Origin of the sequence: Streptomyces sp. NBC_01439 (assembly GCF_036227605.1) — a bacterium.
Lineage (GTDB): Bacteria > Actinomycetota > Actinomycetes > Streptomycetales > Streptomycetaceae > Streptomyces.
The window spans coordinates 3,767,563-3,783,832 of record NZ_CP109487.1 but is presented as its reverse complement, the minus strand read 5'-3'; the positions used below and the strand labels follow the sequence as shown (position 1 = coordinate 3,783,832).

15 protein-coding genes are annotated in these 16,270 nt (G+C 67.7%); 8 read left to right on the top strand and 7 right to left on the bottom strand.

The genetic code is table 11. From position 1 onward, the window contains the following. Positions 1-57: 57 nt before the first annotated feature. A complete protein-coding gene (locus OG207_RS16440; protein WP_329099282.1) occupies positions 58-1,176 on the bottom strand; it encodes a tyrosine-type recombinase/integrase in 1,119 nt (372 codons plus the stop codon). Positions 1,177-1,200: 24 nt separating this feature from the next. Beyond that, the gene (locus tag OG207_RS16435; RefSeq protein WP_329099281.1) at positions 1,201-1,701 is read right to left on the bottom strand and encodes a helix-turn-helix transcriptional regulator; all 501 of its coding nucleotides are present in this window, start codon (positions 1,699-1,701) and stop codon (positions 1,201-1,203) included. Between the two features lie 125 nt (positions 1,702-1,826). Here OG207_RS16435 and OG207_RS16430 point away from each other — a divergent pair, with 125 nt between their 5' ends. The 5 genes from OG207_RS16430 to OG207_RS16410 all read left to right on the top strand — a co-directional run bounded on the left by OG207_RS16430 (position 1,827) and on the right by OG207_RS16410 (position 8,221). Then, positions 1,827-2,021, top strand: a complete 195-nt coding sequence (locus tag OG207_RS16430) for a helix-turn-helix transcriptional regulator (protein ID WP_125822349.1) — start codon at positions 1,827-1,829, stop codon at positions 2,019-2,021. 511 nt (positions 2,022-2,532) lie between these two features. Further along, positions 2,533-3,792, top strand: a complete 1,260-nt coding sequence (locus OG207_RS16425; protein WP_329099280.1) for a DUF3631 domain-containing protein — start codon at positions 2,533-2,535, stop codon at positions 3,790-3,792. Between the two features lie 315 nt (positions 3,793-4,107). After that, positions 4,108-4,683: a hypothetical protein gene (locus OG207_RS16420; RefSeq protein WP_125824147.1), complete on the top strand. Its 576-nt coding sequence runs from the start codon at positions 4,108-4,110 to the stop codon at positions 4,681-4,683. After that, positions 4,673-6,370, top strand: a complete 1,698-nt coding sequence (locus tag OG207_RS16415) for a relaxase/mobilization nuclease domain-containing protein (protein ID WP_329099279.1) — start codon at positions 4,673-4,675, stop codon at positions 6,368-6,370. Before OG207_RS16420 ends, OG207_RS16415 begins: the two co-directional genes overlap by 11 nt. Before the next feature lie 264 nt (positions 6,371-6,634). Next, on the top strand, positions 6,635-8,221 hold the full coding sequence (locus OG207_RS16410; RefSeq protein WP_329099278.1) for an endonuclease NucS domain-containing protein: 1,587 nt from the start codon (positions 6,635-6,637) through the stop codon (positions 8,219-8,221). A 196-nt stretch (positions 8,222-8,417) separates the two neighbouring features. Here OG207_RS16410 and OG207_RS16405 read toward each other — a convergent pair whose 3' ends face one another. The 4 genes from OG207_RS16405 to OG207_RS16390 all read right to left on the bottom strand — a co-directional run bounded on the left by OG207_RS16405 (position 8,418) and on the right by OG207_RS16390 (position 11,407). Continuing rightward, positions 8,418-8,960, bottom strand: coding sequence for an HAD domain-containing protein (locus tag OG207_RS16405; protein ID WP_329099277.1), 543 nt, complete (start codon positions 8,958-8,960; stop codon positions 8,418-8,420). Between the two features lie 15 nt (positions 8,961-8,975). Beyond that, positions 8,976-9,668, bottom strand: a complete 693-nt coding sequence (locus OG207_RS16400; protein ID WP_329099276.1) for a class I SAM-dependent methyltransferase — start codon at positions 9,666-9,668, stop codon at positions 8,976-8,978. Then, entirely contained in the window at positions 9,669-10,580 is a 912-nt protein-coding gene (locus tag OG207_RS16395) for an aminoglycoside phosphotransferase family protein (RefSeq protein ID WP_329099275.1), read from the bottom strand. A gap of 77 nt (positions 10,581-10,657) precedes the next feature. Continuing rightward, on the bottom strand, positions 10,658-11,407 hold the full coding sequence (locus OG207_RS16390; RefSeq protein ID WP_329099274.1) for a hypothetical protein: 750 nt from the start codon (positions 11,405-11,407) through the stop codon (positions 10,658-10,660). A gap of 192 nt (positions 11,408-11,599) precedes the next feature. Here OG207_RS16390 and OG207_RS16385 point away from each other — a divergent pair, with 192 nt between their 5' ends. Beyond that, complete coding sequence (locus tag OG207_RS16385) at positions 11,600-12,955, top strand: tetratricopeptide repeat protein (RefSeq protein WP_329099273.1); 1,356 nt, start codon at positions 11,600-11,602, stop codon at positions 12,953-12,955. 1 nt (position 12,956) lies between these two features. Further along, complete coding sequence (locus tag OG207_RS16380) at positions 12,957-13,493, top strand: NUDIX domain-containing protein (RefSeq protein WP_329099272.1); 537 nt, start codon at positions 12,957-12,959, stop codon at positions 13,491-13,493. Positions 13,494-13,829: 336 nt separating this feature from the next. On the opposite strand, the gene OG207_RS16375 is transcribed toward OG207_RS16380, so the two are convergent. Then, positions 13,830-14,579 (bottom strand): transposase family protein, encoded by a 750-nt coding sequence (locus OG207_RS16375; protein WP_329099271.1) that lies wholly within the window; start codon positions 14,577-14,579, stop codon positions 13,830-13,832. Between the two features lie 94 nt (positions 14,580-14,673). Between OG207_RS16375 and OG207_RS16370 the strand changes: the two genes are divergently transcribed. Beyond that, positions 14,674-16,005, top strand: coding sequence for a P-loop ATPase, Sll1717 family (locus tag OG207_RS16370; RefSeq protein WP_329099270.1), 1,332 nt, complete (start codon positions 14,674-14,676; stop codon positions 16,003-16,005). Positions 16,006-16,270: the final 265 nt, after the last annotated feature.

The window sequence follows — 16,270 nt, the reverse complement described above, 5'->3', positions numbered from 1 at the left end:
CCTTCACGGTCCGCACCGAGTTGGCAGCGTGCTGACTTTGGTCAGCCGGGGCAGCCGCTATGCCGCTTCAGTGGCAAGCGTCTCGTCGTCCGCAGAGCAGTCTGCGTACGCCTTGTCGACGGCGGCCCGGGTCCGCTCCTCGGAGTCGGGCCACAGGTGGGTGTAGATGTTCAGCGTCATGGCCGCATTGGTGTGACCGAGGCGCTCGGAGACGGTCTTCACCGACTCCCCGTACTTGATCAGCAGGCTGGCGTAGTGGTGCCGCAGGGCATGAGGTCCGGTGCCCTTCGCTATGCCGGCCTTCGCGCAGGCGGGCCGCCAGGACCCGTCCATGAAGTGCGTGTAGACCACGGGCCCGCCCTGCGGCGCCGTGAAGACCCAGCTCTCGGGCCCATCGGCGGGGAAGTCCCCCAGGTGGGCCTTCATTGCGTCCACCGCCACGCGGGGGAGCGGAACCGTGCGGTGCGAGCGGGCGGTCTTGGGCGGGCAGACGTACACGCCGTGCTTGGCGGTCTGCTGGATCTGCTGCTCGACCGAGACCGTGGCATGCAGCAGGTCGAGGTGACGCACCTGGAGGCCGAACAGCTCACCGGGGCGGAGTCCGGTGGCCGCGCCGAGCAGCACGAGGCCCTTGTAGCGGGCGGGAATCTCCTCGGACAGCGTCCGTACCTGCTCGACGGCCAGCGGCACGACCTTCTTCCGGCGCACTGAGGGCAGCTTCGCCTCGGCACACGGGTTGTGAGGGAGCATCCGGTCACGGACGGCCGCCCGGAAGACGGCGTTGACCGTGTTGAAGACCGTCCGTGCGGTGCTGGCGGCCAGCCCGTGCGTGGTGGTCAGGCTGGTGATCCAGCTCTGTACATCGCCGGGCTTGATGGCGCCGAGTGACCGCTTCTCCCAGGCCGGGTAGACGTAGCAGCGCAGGTGCTGGGCCACCGCCTTGGCCGTGGAAGGCCGGTGCGGCTGGATGCCCCGCCACTCCTCCGCGTACTCCTTGAAGGGCTTCTTCGCCGACCGGGGGTCGACGTACTGGCCGGTGACCAGGCTGGCCGTGACCTCGTCGATCCACCGCTGGGCGTCGACCTTGCGGTTGAAGTGGCGGGCGTGCTCCTTGCCGTCGAGGTCGCGGTAGCGGGCCCGCCATTTGCCGTTGGGGCGCTTCTGGATGTTGGCCAAGCGGCTTCTCCTTCGTGTCGGTTGTCAGTAGTGGCCACCGTCCTCGATGTCGCTGCTGAGCGTGCGAGCGTCCCGCTCGTCGCCCATGAGGCGGAGGCACTGCTCGTGGATGGCCCGCGAGCTGTCGGGATGGGCCTTGATGTGGTCGGCGATGGCGACCACGGCGTGATGGAGACGGTCGCGCGCGTCTCGGGCCTCGTAGAACGCTTCGACGGCCTCTTGGACGAGGCGCCGGCTGTCGATGTCGAGCCCCTCCAGACGCGGGGACATCAGCTCTTCGAGGGGGAGCTCGAAGACGCGGGAGAAGGCGAGGGCCTCGTCGAGGTTGATACGTCGGCGCGGGGTGCCGTTCTCAATGCGCCAGACAGCCGTCTGGTTCATCTTCACCCCGGCCCGCGTGACCTGTTCCGCCAGTTCCGTCGTGCTCCATCCCCTGACCTCGCGCTCCAGGGCGACGCGTGCGGCCACGTTCCCCTCGCTGTAGAGCAGCGGCACCTCGCCGGACTCGGGCCTGTCGCCTGCCATCGCACCTCCATCGCAACCATCCTCGCTATGCAGATTGAAACATGGACTTCCCGATTTAGGTAACCGGGGATCGCCAGGTACAGCATTATTCAGATCCGAAACGTCACCTAGTCGAATGGGAATGTATGCGATACCTGACCACCGCCGAGGTCGCCGAGCGCTACCGCACGGCCGAGAGCACCGTCCGCTACTGGCGCCACATCAGGAAGGGGCCGCGCGGCATCAAGGTCGGGAAGCGGGTGCTGTACCCCGAGGCCGAGCTGCTGCGGTACGAGCGAGCGCTGATCGATGGCCAGGACGAGTGGGGTCTGGCCGCGTAGCCACAGACCCGAAGCTGCCGGGGCCCTCCACCCACCGCTGAACGACCAACCGACGAGAAGGCGGACCAGGTCCCGCTCCGCCCCTCGCCAGAAAGGAACGCCTATGGAGGACACCTCCTCCCCCATCCTGTCGACCGCTTCCGCTGCAGGCGGTTGGCCGCCGGTCGCGGTCCCCGGCCAGGGCATCCCGTGGCGCGGTCCGGACCGAGCAAACGTCCGGTCCACCTCTTCGGGGACCGGCGATCGACCGGACCGTGCCGCTGGTCCGGTCGGTCCGGAACCGGACCGACCCGCGACCGAAACCCGGACCGGAGTTCCGGACAACCCGGACCAGGAACCCGGACCGGCGGAGAACGCACAGCTCAGCGGCCTACCGGACCGGACCAACAACCCGGACCACCCGTCCGGTCCGGATGGGGCCGGACCAGATGCTGGGGACCGGGCGGAGAGTTCCGGTCAGTCGCTTGTCGAACCCGGACCGTCGGTCGGGGTTGACCACGGTGCTGCTGGGATGGTCCCGGAACCCGGACCGGGGACTGGGGACCGGGAGCGCGCTGGCCTCAAGGCGGATTGGGACCAGGACGGGACCGTCGTACTGGACGAGCTGCGCGCCGCGATCGGCCGGTACGTCGTACTGCCGAGCGAGGAGGCACTGACTGCGGTCACCCTGTGGGTGGCGGCCTCCCACATTCAGCCCGCCCTCCAGCACGCTCCGCGCCTGGCGGTGGTGGGGCCGACCAAGGGCTGCGGCAAGTCGCGTGTCCTGGACGTGCTCCACGAGACCGTGTCCCGACCGATGATGACGGTGAACACCTCGCCGGCGGTGATCTTCCGGATCATCGGCGAGGACCCGCCGACGCTACTGGTGGACGAGGCCGACACCATCTTCGGCCCCAAGGCCGGGGACAAGGAGGACCTCCGTGGCCTGCTGAACGCCGGACACCAGCGCAACCGCCCCGCGTGGCGGATCTTCGGCCCGGAGCACAAGCCGACCGCGTTCCCGACTTTCGCCATGGCTGCGCTGGCAGGCATCGGCGACCTTCCGGACACGATCATGGACCGCGCCGTCGTGCTCCGCATGCAGAAACGCAAGCCCGGCGAGAAGGTCGCTCCCTTCCGCTCCCGGCACTCCGTCCCGGAACTGAACGCCCTGCGCGACCGGCTGGCCGCGTGGCTGACCCCACTGCGCGGGGCAGCGCACCGGCTGGTGCCACCTATGCCGGTCGAAGACCGGGCCGCAGACACCTGGGAGCCCTTGGTCATCGTCGCCGACCTGGCCGGCGGCCACTGGCCCGCCCATGCCCGTGCCGCCTGCCTGGCGATGACCCGGAACGAGGTGGTCCAGGACGAGCAGACGACACTGAAGACCCGGCTGCTCCGGGACATCCGCCGCGTCTTCGAGCAACAGGGCGACAAGGAGGCGCTGCGCAGCCACGACCTGCTCGCCGCCCTCGTCCAGGACGCGGAGGCGCCCTGGGCCGAGTACGGGACGAAGGGCCTGAACGCCTACCACCTGGCCAACCTGCTCCGCGACTTCGGCATCAGTCCGGCCAACCACCGTTTCGAGAACGGCAGGCAGGCGAAGGCGTACGCCCGTAATCAGTTCCCCGACGCCTGGGCCCGGTACTGCCCCGACCCCGCCCCACCTGTGCCCACAGCCGAGGAGGCCGTGCCCGCACGTCGAGCCTCGGGCAAGCCACCGGCCCCTCCATCCGGAACGCTGCCCATCGGTCCGCCTGGCGGGCCTGCCGGCCCCAGGCTCACTCGCTGACACCAGCTCCGTATCAATCCGTCGCATCCGTCCCCGCGCAGGTCAGCACGGGGACGGAGTTCCTTGCCGATACGGATCAGTCCGTACCTGCGACCGTCTCCGTACCTGTCCTGACCAGCTACGGGACGGATGCAACGGACGTGACGAAGCCCCACCCCACACGACTACCGGAGCATCACCATGCCCGAATCGACCACCGACAACGCCCCCACCCGCCGCCGTAAGGCGTTCTTCGGCCTGACCCGCCGATCAGCAGCAAGCTGGAGCGAACGAGCCTCTAACGAGGCTTCGTCCGTGCTTGCCCCCGCCCCAGGGGTGGCGGAGGAGAAGGCCGAGCGCCAAGGGGCGCCCGAGCCGGAGGAAGGCATAGGCGAGACCAACTGTCCGCCCGCACCCGACTCCGTCGACCCGAGCACTCAGCTGCCGACCGATGTCCAACCGCCTGTCGAGCAGCCGTCCTGGCGGGACCTCGATGCCCCCGTCCTGCCCGCGTTGATGAACCGCAAGCGCACGGTGGAGAAGCGCGACCAGGAGAAGACCATCCGCTTCACGCGGACTGCGGTCCGCGTGATCAGCGCCGCCGCCCACCAGCGCGGTCAGAAGTTCGCCGGATTCGTCGGGGACGCCGCTCTGGCCGTCGCCCTGGGCAAGGCAGGACTGGTCGGCAGCCCGGAGGACGATCCTCTCCGCCCGCTGATCGAGGCCGTCGAGGCACACACAGTCGCGCTGAACCGCATCGGAGGCAACCTCAACCAGATCACCGCAGCCATCCACCGAGGAACAGTGCCCGAGCGTGCCGAGGCGGTGCTGGACCGCGTCGAGCAAGCGGCCGAGAGCAGCTACCGACTGATCGACCAGCTCCTGGCGGCAGGCACTGCGCATGGTTCCTGACGTCTCTACCGGCTCCAACACCCGCGGACTGATCGTCTACCTCTTCGGCGCCGGCCGCCGCGACGAACACACCGACCCGCACATCGTCGCCGCCTGGGACGTGGTCGGCGCCCCCGACCCTGGCCGCGACCCCGAGGCCAGCTACACCCTCCTCGCCAAGCGCCTCGACCACCACGTCGACCTGCGCACCCGCGAGCTGGGCGGTAAGAAGCCGCCTCGGCACGTCTGGCACTGTCCGGTCCGTACCGCGCCCGGCGACCGCTACCTCACCGACGCCGAGTGGGCCGAGGTCGCCCGCCGCATCGTTCACGCTGCCGGCATCGCCCCCGAAGGTGACGAGAAGGCATGCCGGTGGATCGCGGTACGCCACGCTGACGACCACATCCACATCATGGCCACCACCGTCCGCGCCGACGGACGCCGCCCGCGCACCCACCACGACGGACAGCGGGCCCAAGCCGAGTGCCGCAAGATCGAAGCCGAGTTCGGTCTGCGCCGCCTGAAGTCCGGCGACCTCACCGCGCCCCGCACTCCCACCGGCGCCGAACGTGCCAAGGCCGAGCGCCAGGGCCAGACGGCCACGGCACGGCAGTGGCTGCGCGAGCAGGCCTACGCGGTCGCCGCCGCCGTACGCAATGAAGCCGACTACTTCACCGTGCTGCAGTCCCTCGGCATCAAGGTCAAAACACGCCTCGGCCCCGAGACCGGCGACGTGATCGGCTACAGCCTCGCCGCACCTGGCGACACCAACGCGGCCGACGAGCCCGTCTGGTACGGCGGCTCGAAACTCGCCCCCGACCTCTCCATCAACCGCCTACGCGAACGCCTCCTTGACCAGGAGGTAGCCGACCGCCCGCGGTATGCGGCGGACCCCGCCGACCCATGGCGTCACACCACCACCGCCATACAGGTGGCACGCACCGTCCTCGACTCCGGCGACGATGCCGCCGCCCAGGGCCACCTGGCCGCCTTCGGCGACGCCCTGTACAACATCGCAAGCGCCACGACCGGCCCACACCGGGCGGAACTACGGGCGGCGGCGACGGCGTTCAACCGCGCCCGCCGCTCCGCCACCCGCGCCGACCACCAGGCCGCCACCGCCCTGCGCAAGGCCGCCAAGGAACTCGCCTACGCCTCCACCGAGCCGGGCGGACTCGCCATCGCCCTGCTCTTCGCCACCCTGCACCTGGCCCGCGCCGCCGCCAAGTGGCACGAGCAGCGCGGCCACGAACAGCAGGCCGCTGCGGCCGAAGAAGCCCTCCGCCACTTCCAGGCGGGCTACCAGCAGGCCGCCACACCCGTCTTGGCTGACCTGACCCGCCGCGCACCACGAGCCGCAACTGTCCGTCGCTTCGAGCAGGACGTTCGCGCGACCCTCCCCGACCACGCTGACCGGATCCTCGCCGACCCCGCTTGGACCGCCCTGACCACAACCCTCGCCCACGCCGAGACCGCCGGCCACAGCTCCCGTCGTCTCCTGACCGAGGTGGGCACTCAACGAGAGCTCGACAGCGCCGAGCACCCCGCCGAGGTCCTCAACTGGCGCATCACCGCTCAACCGAACCGGCGGGCGCAAGCCGCTCGCAGGCAAAGCACCATCAGCGGCACCTCGGCCAGGTCTGCCCCGCAGCATCCGCTGCTCACACCAGTGGCCACGAGGCCCGAAGACCACAGTCGACACCGCTGACCCCGGCTCGATGCCCCGCCACGCGTCGTGGTGGGGCATCGGGATCAACGGTAGAGCTTCATGCAGTGATCTCCACTGCTCGGGCCTACGCGAGAGCTCATCCAGGTGGCGGACCTTCTGGCAGTCCTTGGCGTCGGGGAATCCCGGGCTTTGCTAGGTCGAGGCCGAGAAGGGGTCAGGGTTGTCGGACCGATCACCTACTGTCAGACCCTGATCGTCTATCAACTGACCTCTTAGGCACGCGACTTGTTTGAGGAGCGCGACATGGATGTTCCGTACGAGGCGCGACTGCGTGACATGCTGGCCAATCGCCTTCCTCTCATCGAGCCGAGTCTTCGGTTGATTGGCACGGAGTACCCGCTTCCCAATGCTCATGGAACGCGCGGGCGTATAGACATCCTCGCCCGAGACGGCCACGGGTCGTGGGTGGTGATCGAATTGAAGCGATCGGACTCGACTTCGGCTCGAGCCCTTCATGAGGTCACGAAGTACGCCGAGCTGTTGCAGCAGGAGATGGGGCTCCGTAAGGACCGCATCCGCGCGATGATCGTCTCCACCACTTGGCGCGAACTGCGCGTCCCGGTGAGCAACATGGCGCGAGACTGGTCCCACGATCTCCGCGGGTACCAGCTGACATTGGACGACAATGGCGTTCCTGTGCGTGCGGACCGGGTGGAATTTCTCGAAGCGGCGGTACCGCCGCGGGTGACCCCGCACCATTTCATCTACTTTTACAACTCTCCGGAGGGGCGAACGCAAGGCTGGCATGAAATTCTGGGCAGAGCCGTCGAGGCCGGAGCGCATGATCTCCTCGCAGCGGACTTCCGTCGCATCTCGCAGAGAGACCTTGTGGTCGCACCGTACGGTCTCTATTTCGCAATCGGGCGTCTGGACCCAGAAGAGGCGCCGGCATGGCTTGATGGCAGTGGGGTGGATTCGTACGAGGAAACCGGGGGGTACCCCTTGGAGTACTCGGCCCTCTGCCACATCACCAAGCATGTCTTCGCGGCTGGCTATGATTCGGCCCGCCCCGGCGTACTCCGGCATCTGGCGGAGAACCCACAATGGGAAATTGAGGGCTATCGGGCGGCTGGTAAATTCGCGAAGCGCACTTCACTGGACGAGCGGGATCTCCTCCGCGAATTGAACGGTGACGAAGAGGGGATCGGTGAAGTCCTCTATACAGGCTCAGCGCGTACCACGGATCGTGGAAGATGGCCGGCTTTCCGGGAGGAGAGCAGGATGTGCTTTGCGGGGAACCCCGATTGGGAGAGGCTCGTGGCGCGGTGGCTGGACGACGTCTCGGCTGATGGAGTGGAGTGCGACGTCATGCTCCATGTGTATAACCCCTGCGACTTGATCCGATCTCTGGTGCACGGGTGGCCTGACAAGCTCTCAAACCTTGTTCCTATGACCTTTGGAACGGCACTTACCCAGGACGGCGTCGATCGCACGATCCATGGCTCGCTCTACTGGGACGGCATTCCTCACGCGGATGTGGCTGGCCGAGCGAGGTTGGTGTATCGCGACGCTATGCACTGGCAGACTCATCGCCTCATGGATGCGGCCTGGGTCACCGATCTTGATCTTCTTGGCCTGCTCGGGCTTCGTTACGTACTCATCGAGCAGATCGGAGGAAATCCATTGAGTCTCTCCGAGGCGCACGAACTCCGACTTCATTTCGTACAAGGCGCGGACCTCTGCACATTACCGATCCCCTGCGATGGGTCGCAGTTGCGCGATGCTGGCTGGAACGGGGTCTACTCGCTCGATACATTCCTGGAGCGGTATGAAGATCAGATCGACGCAATGATTTCTGCATATCGGTCTGGATTTTATTTCGGGCCCTGATGTTCCTCGGTGATCAGTTAGCGGAGCATCTCACGTGATCGCCGGAATCTGCAGGTATTGGGTCAAGTCCCCTGGATGGTTGATAGATGCCAACCAACGGCTATCCCGTTCAGAAACTGAACCGCGCCCAGGTACAGGCAGGGACTACATCGCACCCTGATGCCCTCGCTGCCTGTGGCAGCGAGGGCATCAGTTGTCACGCGACCCGGGCTCTGGGCAGCTGCGAGACCCACGTTGTGACCTCGGTCAGGTGCTCGGGCTGCAGTCCGAGGTGCGGGTCGGGCTGAACGAGGAGAGTCGGCATGCCCTTTGCGGTCCGCTCCGCCGCCCAGGCGTGATCGAGGTCGGTGAAGTCGTCGTCAACCCAGGCGACCGCCGACCCGCCGAGCCACGGTTCGACGTGGTCGCGCTTCCAGAGGTAGCCGTTGGGGTGGCTGGTGGTGATCTCGGGGCGGGGGAGATCGAGGTACGGGAACTCCGGCAGCCCGAGGAGCGGCCCGACGATGGTGGTGGCGTCCTTGCGCCAGCTCGTGCACCACACGGGGGCGAGGCCGCTGGTCAGGAAGCCGGCGAGCAACGGGCCGTGGGCGGGGCTGAGCCAGATCGGTACCGGGTTGTCGGGGTCGCGGCCCGCGGGCAGGACGGTGTGGCGGACGTGGGTGGGTGGGGTGCTGCCGTCGGACGCCGGGAACGATATGAGGACGCCGTCGATGTCGAGCAGGAGGTAGGGCAAGGGCATCGTTGCCTCCGTCGGTCAGCGTTTCCGGGCGGTGATCAGGAGAGTGGTGGGCCACGGGTCGAGACGCGGGTGCCGCAGCTCGATGGCCGAGGTGATCCGCAGGCCGGTCCGGGAGAGATGGGCGGCCCAGCGGTGGGCGTCGTACTCCCAGCGGGCGATGGGCAGCCGGGTGCGGTCGGGCATGGTGACGTAGTCCTCGCGGGGACGGTCGTCCGTCGAAGGATGTCTTCCGGCCCGTGCCGGGTGGGGTACGGAGAAGGCCAGTACGCCGCCGGGCACGAGGTGGCGGGAGATTGCGGCGAGCAGAAGCTCCGGAGCGACCAGGCCGACGGCGCCGAATACCGAGTAGACCGCGTCGAAGGTCTGGCCGGTGGCCTGGAGGTGGTGCAGCGCATGGCCGGCGGAGAAGGTGGCGCCCTTGATGTGGCCGTAGTGCGACCGCGCTCGCCGTACCTGGAGGCCCACCAGGTCGACTCCTGTGGCGTGGGCCCGGTGGTGCTGGGCGAGGTGGGCGACGTTGTGGCCGGGACCGCAGCCCAGCTCCAGGAGGCGCTTGCCGCGCAGGTCCCGGCCGAGGATCTCCGCGCCGGGGCCCAGACCGGGGTGGGTACTCCACTCCATCCGTGCCGGAGGAACGAGCGCGTGGGCCGGTGCGGTGGCGAGACGCTGGGCGGCGTGGGCGTACCAGGGGGAGACCTGGGCGAGCACCTAGACCTCCAGGAGTTGGACCACGTCGTTCAGGTGGCGGCGGACGACGGGGATGTACGCGAAGTCCCTGGTCGGGTCGTTGATCCAGCGGATCGCCTGCTCCATGAACCACTCGACGGCCCACATGCGGTGCCAACCCAGGGCCCATGCCTCGGCGGTCAGGCCGCCCCGGGCGGCGAGGGCGTCCTCGTGCCCTCCGGCGGCGACGTACTGCTCCAGGAACACCCGCAGTCGGACGGGGCTGGGCGTCTCGGTGGTGCCGTGGTAGGAGGCGAGGTCGATCAGGCCGGGGCCGGTGAAGGCGCGGGCGAAGTCGAGGAGGTGCCAGCCCTCCTCCCCGATGTGGACGCTCGTGGGGTGGAACTCGGAGTGCACCCAGCCGAAGGGGTCGAGCGTCGCCCCCTGGGCGCGGGCCTCGGATGCTGCGGAGACCTTCCCCAGCGTGGTCTCGATGTCGTCGCAGTCCGTCCACCGGCTGGCCTTCCGAAGCCGCTGGAGGTGGTCGAGGGCCCGGCCGGGCAGGGCCGCGAGGCCCGCGCCGTCGAGGAAGGGCAGACCGCTGGCCGGGCGGGCGGCGTGGAGCATCACGGCGGCGGCGACGCCGTCGAGGTCGTCGGCGTCCCGTACGGGGGTGCCGAGGTCGTCCATGAGCATCCCGAGCCACTTGTCCTGCATGGCGGTGGCGTGGAGCTCGGGGACCGGCAGCCCGCGGTGGTGGGCGATCCGCAGGGCCTGGGCCTCGCGGTCGAAGGGCTCCTTGGCGTACTTGAAGACGGCCGTGGTGCCGTCGGGGAAGGTGACGCGCTCGACTCCGGACATGCCCCAGACGCGGATCTCCGCGCGTTCGGGGAGGGGCTTGCGGATGAGGGCACACAGGTCGTCCAGCAGGGCGGCGGTCAGGCTCTGGTCCATGGGGGTGTCTCCAGGGGCTGGTGGGCTCCAGGGCGGGCGAACGTGCCGGCCCGCCCTGGAGCCGTAGTGGGGTGGGGCTACTCGGCCGCGGTCACGCGGTGGGCGTAGACCTGCTCGATCCAGCCCGCCTTGAACGCGGCCAGGTCGTCACGGAAGTTGGCCATCGAGGCACCGTAGGGCGCGACGACGCCGCCCGACTGGTCCGGCACGGACTGGCAGCCGTGCACGAGCCGGCCGCCGAGGGCGGCGTGGGCCTTGATGGACTCGATCCGGCGGTGCTCGTTGAACCAGCCGCCGTGGTAGACCTCGTCGAGCATCCCGCCCGTTTCGTCGTTCAGGTCGAAGACGACGGAGGTGGCGGCGGGGAAGAACCAGCACGGGCCGACGTTGGAGATGTGTCCGTCCAGTTCGACCTTGTTGAGCGCCATGAGCGTGGCGGCCTCGTGGAGCATCCGCAGGTGGTCGGTGGTGATCTGCGGCAGACCGAGGCCGGCGAGGTGCTCCTCGCGGAAGAGGTACGCGTACACCTCGTACGCGGTGGCCAGGACGCGGGCGGCGTCAGAGGTGGACTCGCCGTGGTTCTTGATGAAGTCGAGCGCCAGCTGCTCGACCGCGCTCTCGGTCGTCTCGTCCACGTCCAGGAGCTGGGCCTTGACCAGCTCCCAGTCAGCGACGAGCCAGGTGTTGGACTCGAAGCGGAAGAAGTACTCGGCCGGGTCGATGGTGAGGCGCTGGCCGTCCACACGGATGCCGGGCAGGCGGCTCCAGCGCGGGTCGAAGGCGTCGGGCAGCTCGACCGTGATGGTCGCGGTGTCGATGGTGGTCACCGTTTCTCCGTCTCTGATCGTCCGGGCCAGGGCATAGGAATGCCCGAGCCTGGTAGGGCGTACGGAACGTGGGGGCCGCCCGGCCCGAGAGTGGGGCGGCTGTCGATAAGTGAACCGCCCGCTACGCAGAGTGGGTACGGTGTGACCGAGCCCAAGCGGTATACGCGGTTTACAGCTCCGGGACGGAGGAATGTGCCAGCGCCGACCGACGCCAACTCCCGTCTGCGCGAGACGATCCACGCGGCCGGATGTACGTACGAAGCCCTCGCCAAGGACGTCCGCCGCATCGCCGCTGAGAACGGCGAACTCCTCCAGACCAACAAGTCTGCGATTTCCCACTGGGCCAAGGGCGCCCGGGCGCCCTCAGGCCAGGCCGGCCAATACCTCGCCGAAGCCCTCTCCCGCCGGCTGGGCCGCGTCGTCACCCCGACCGAGATCGGCCTCCAGCCCGGTGACGCGGAAGACACCTCGAACGGCGATCCGGTCGTAACCGTCACCGACCTCGGCCGTGCCGACGTCGAACGCCGCCGCTTCCTCGCCATCGCCGCCTTCACCACGGCCGGCGTCGCCATGCCGCTGCTCCACGACCACGAAGCCACCTCCCGGATGCTCCGCGCCCGCACCGGCCGCTCCCTCATCGGTGGCGAGGACATCGACGTCGTACGCCAGATCACCGCGGCCTTCAGCGCCGCCGACGAACGCCTGGGCGGCGGCCACGGCCTGACCACCGTCACCGCGTACCTCGCCGACACCGCCGCCCCAATGCTCCGGGGACGCTTCCCCTCGGAACCGTTACGTCATGCCGCCTTCGGCGCCGTCGCCGAACTCGCTTACCTCGCCGGATGGAAGCACCACGACCTGGGCCATGAAGGCGCCGCCCAGCGCTATTACCAGGTCGGCTATCAACTCGCCTGCGAAGCCGACCCCCACGGCCACGCCGCCTGGATGATGCGCGCCCTCGCCCACCAGGCCCTGAGCCTCAAGCAGCCCCACCACTGCGTCGACCTCGTTGAAGGCGCCCTGCGAAGCGGCCTCGGCCACGTCGACGGCCAGACCGAGGCCCTCCTCCACATCACTCACGCCCGCGCCTACGCCGCCACGGACGCGAGCCCCTCAGCCGCACGTGCCCTCCTCGCCGCCGAAGACGCCCTGCTACGGGACGATGGCCCCCAGCCCAGCTACTCCCGCGTCAGCGGCCCCGCCGCCGGCACCGTGGCCAGCCACACCGCCCGTACCCTGACCGACCTCGCCGACCACATCGGCACCGAACACCAGCACCGCGACGCCCTCACCCGCTGGGACCCCGAGAAGTACAAGCGCGTCCACGCCCTCACCCACGCCGACCTCGGCGACAGCCTCGCCGCCCAGGCCCGCGCTGACGAGGCTGTCGCCGCCTGGACCCAGGCCCTGGTCCTCATGGAGGGCATGACCTCCGACCGCACCCGTAAGGCGATCACTTCGATCCGCTCCACGCTCGCGGTCTACCAGCGCCGCCGCGTTCCTGGCGCCGCCGAGCTCGCCCGCCGCGCCCGCGAGGCCCTCGCCTAACATGCCCAACAACCCGCCCGACGAAGGGAACACCGTGGCCCAGCAGACCGACGACCGCTCTCAAGCCCTCAAGCCGGCGCTCGAATCGATGACCCTGCTGGTCGCGGCCGTCATCGTCCACGACAAGGCCACCAACCGCGTCGTCCTCCTCCAGCGCAGCGAGAACGCGAAGTTCGCTCAGGGCCTGTGGGACCTCCCAGTCGGCAAGAGTGAACCGGGCGAACCGATCACCGAGACGGCAGTCCGCGAGCTCTACGAGGAGACCGGCCTCACGGTGAAGCCCGAGTCCCTCAAGGTCGCCCACATCATCCACGGCGCCTGGGGCGTCGAAGCCCCGAACGGCTTCCTCACGGTCGTCTTCGCCGCCCACGAATGGACCGGCGAACCCGAAAACCGCGAACCCCGCAAGCACGCCCAGGTCTGCTGGGTCGATGCCGACGCCATCCCCGGGGAGTTCGTGGACACCACTTCGAGCGCGCTCTGCTCCTACCTCGCTCATGGCACCCAGGTCTCCCTCGACGGGTGGCATTCACACTGATCAGCTCGACTGACTCGTGGGAGTACCTTGCGTATCCCTGGGGTTGATCAAGAGGTGGCGGTAATCTTCGTGAGACTGGTGTAGCGGCGAGTGGAGGCGGGCGACCATTAAAGAGAACGTGCTGCGAGGACTGTCACTCGGGGCGAGGGTTGCAGAAGAGGAAGCTGACGCGCTGGCGTCATACTTCGTCGAGACTGAGCAATGGAACCAGGTCTGGCAAGACGAGGTAGACATCGTCTATGGACCGAAGGGGTCGGGTAAGAGCGCGATCTATGCCACTCTCGTCGCGCGAGAGTCGCAGCTATTTGACCGTGACATTTTGATCACTGAGCTTCTTCAGCGTTGCAGCTCCAGTGTGAGGACGGCCTTGGCGATTGACGTCATGCGGTTGGGACTGCATCGGGACCTGCGGAAGATCCGCCAGGACTTCAGGCGGGCGACGCCGCGTTCGACGGGTGCCCGTGTGGCGGCCAGGGCACGGTTGCGGGTCTTCTCAGTGGGGGTCAGTTCCTGCAGGGGCCTGCGTTTGATGCCCGTGGTCAGCCACGGACCGGCGCCCTGGTAGGCGAGATCGGCCACGATGGGAACGCCCTGGCGCTCGCAGATGCGGATGATCCGGTGGGTGCGGGCGGCGGTCAGGTCGTGAGTGCGGCCCGGCAGGGCGGGCGAGAGCCACAGCAGCCGGCCGCCGGGATCGGTGACGACCTGCACGTTCACGCCGTGGCGCCGGTGCTTGTGGGAGTAGTCGGCCCGGCCGTCGCCGACCCGGTCGCACTCGGCGAGGGTCCCGTCGAGCAGGACGAAGTCGGGATCATGCTCGCGCAGCGTCCTCAGCAGACCCGGCGCACGCGCGGCGAGCAGGTCGACGACCGCGCTGATGTAGGCATGGGCGGTGGACTCGCTGATCCCGAACCCGGCGGCGATCTTCGCCAAAGTGGTGTGCTCGCGCAGGTACACCAGTGCCACCATCGCGCGCTGGGACGGACGGAGCTTGCAGCGCCGGTCGCCCTCACGGGTGACGATCAGCATGGTGACCCACTCCACGAGTGCGTGCGGCAGGTCGATTGCGGCAGGATGGACGACCAACGAGGCCCCCGAGCAACGTAATTGAGACGTCAGACATCTCGATCAACAGCCCGGGGGCCTCGCTCGTTTCGCTTCACGGACCGTCACCCGATCGGTGGCCACATCGAAGAAGCTCACTCCTGCTGAGTCGCCCCAGGGGGCCGCAGCGTTTGCGAGCCTTGCTGAAAACCCGCCAGCGAATGAAGACGAGTTCGTCAGCCTCTGGAAGCTCTACTTCCTGTCGGTCATCGCCGATACCTTCGAGGATTACAAGCTCGACGGGGAGGATGTCAAGCGCGTAATCCGGACGCTTGCTGACGCGAAAATGCTCCCCGGGAAGGGGACATCTCTTCGTCAGAAGCTTGCAAACGCCAGAGCCTACGTGCGGCACTTCTTCTACCCGACAGAAATCGAGCCTAACTTCTCTCTTGCAGGGATCGTTGATGCGGGAACCCGTATCACTTTTCGTGAGCCTGATATGGCCCAGAGGGACCAGGGTGTGGTTCATGTCGACGACCTGCTTGAAGCCGCTGATAGGGGGCTGAAGCGGGCCGGTATGAAGCTGTGGCTGCTGCTCGATCGTTTGGATGTGGCGTTCGCAGGCAGGCCTGAACTTGAACAGCTAGCGTTGCGCGCACTCTTCAAGGTGTACCTGGATATTGGAAACAATCATCAGATCAGGCTGAAGATTTTCTTGCGGAGCGATATTTGGAAGGCGATCACGGAGAGCGGGTTTCGCGAGGCCAGTCATATCACGCGCGAGCTGACGCTCCAGTGGGACAGGGCCGCGCTGATGCAGCTTGTCACCCAGCGACTCGTGCGCAACCCTGCATTGGCGGGCTTCTATAGCCTCCCGGTTGATGGCGTCACCTCGGTTGCCGGCCAGGAAGCCCTGTTCCGGCGTGTTTATCCGGAGCAAGTAGAAAACGGGCCGAACAAACCCAAGACGTTCGATTGGTGTCTGGGGCGCACGCGTGACGGAAGTAAGCAGACCGCGCCCAGGGAACTGATTCACCTGCTGAGTGAAGCCCGAAACGTGCAGCTCCGACGGCAGGAACTCGGCGAACCTGAGCCCGTAGGTGAATGCCTCTTTGACGGCGGGTCCTTGAAGGCCGCTCTTCCTTCGGTTTCCGCGACCCGACTTACCAAGACGCTGTACGCCGAGCATCCTGATCTCCGTCCGAGGATTAGTTCGCTGGAGGGGCAGAAGACCAACCATAGCGTGCAGAGCCTGGCGGTCATTTGGGAGGTTTCCGAGGAGGAAGCAAAGGTCATCGCTCTGCGGTTGGTGGACGTCGGTTTCTTTGAGAAGCGCGCGTCTCTCGAATTTTGGGTTCCGTTCTTGTACCGCCCGGCATTGCAGCTAGTTCAGGGAAGCGCTGAAGGAGTCGCTGCTCCTGAAGGTGAAGCAATTGAAGGCGATGACGGGCCAGAGGTTGTGGACTGATTTGAATCAATCGGGCAATGCTGCTGGAGGGGCTGGCGGGTAAGGCCCTCTGAAGTCCAGGGCGAGGCTGCTAGCACTCAAGCACCGCTGGACGGGGGAGAGGCGTGGCCACGGATGGACCAAATGCTGGCGAGGTCGCAGTGGAGGTCTATCCAGCGGCGCGTCCTTGGCCAGCGGGCGGACGTACCGCCGGCTGTGCTGGTCGCATGTCCCGCCTGTGTGCCATGGATTTCTCTGCCTCGGCGTACCCGGCCAGTCCGCAGCC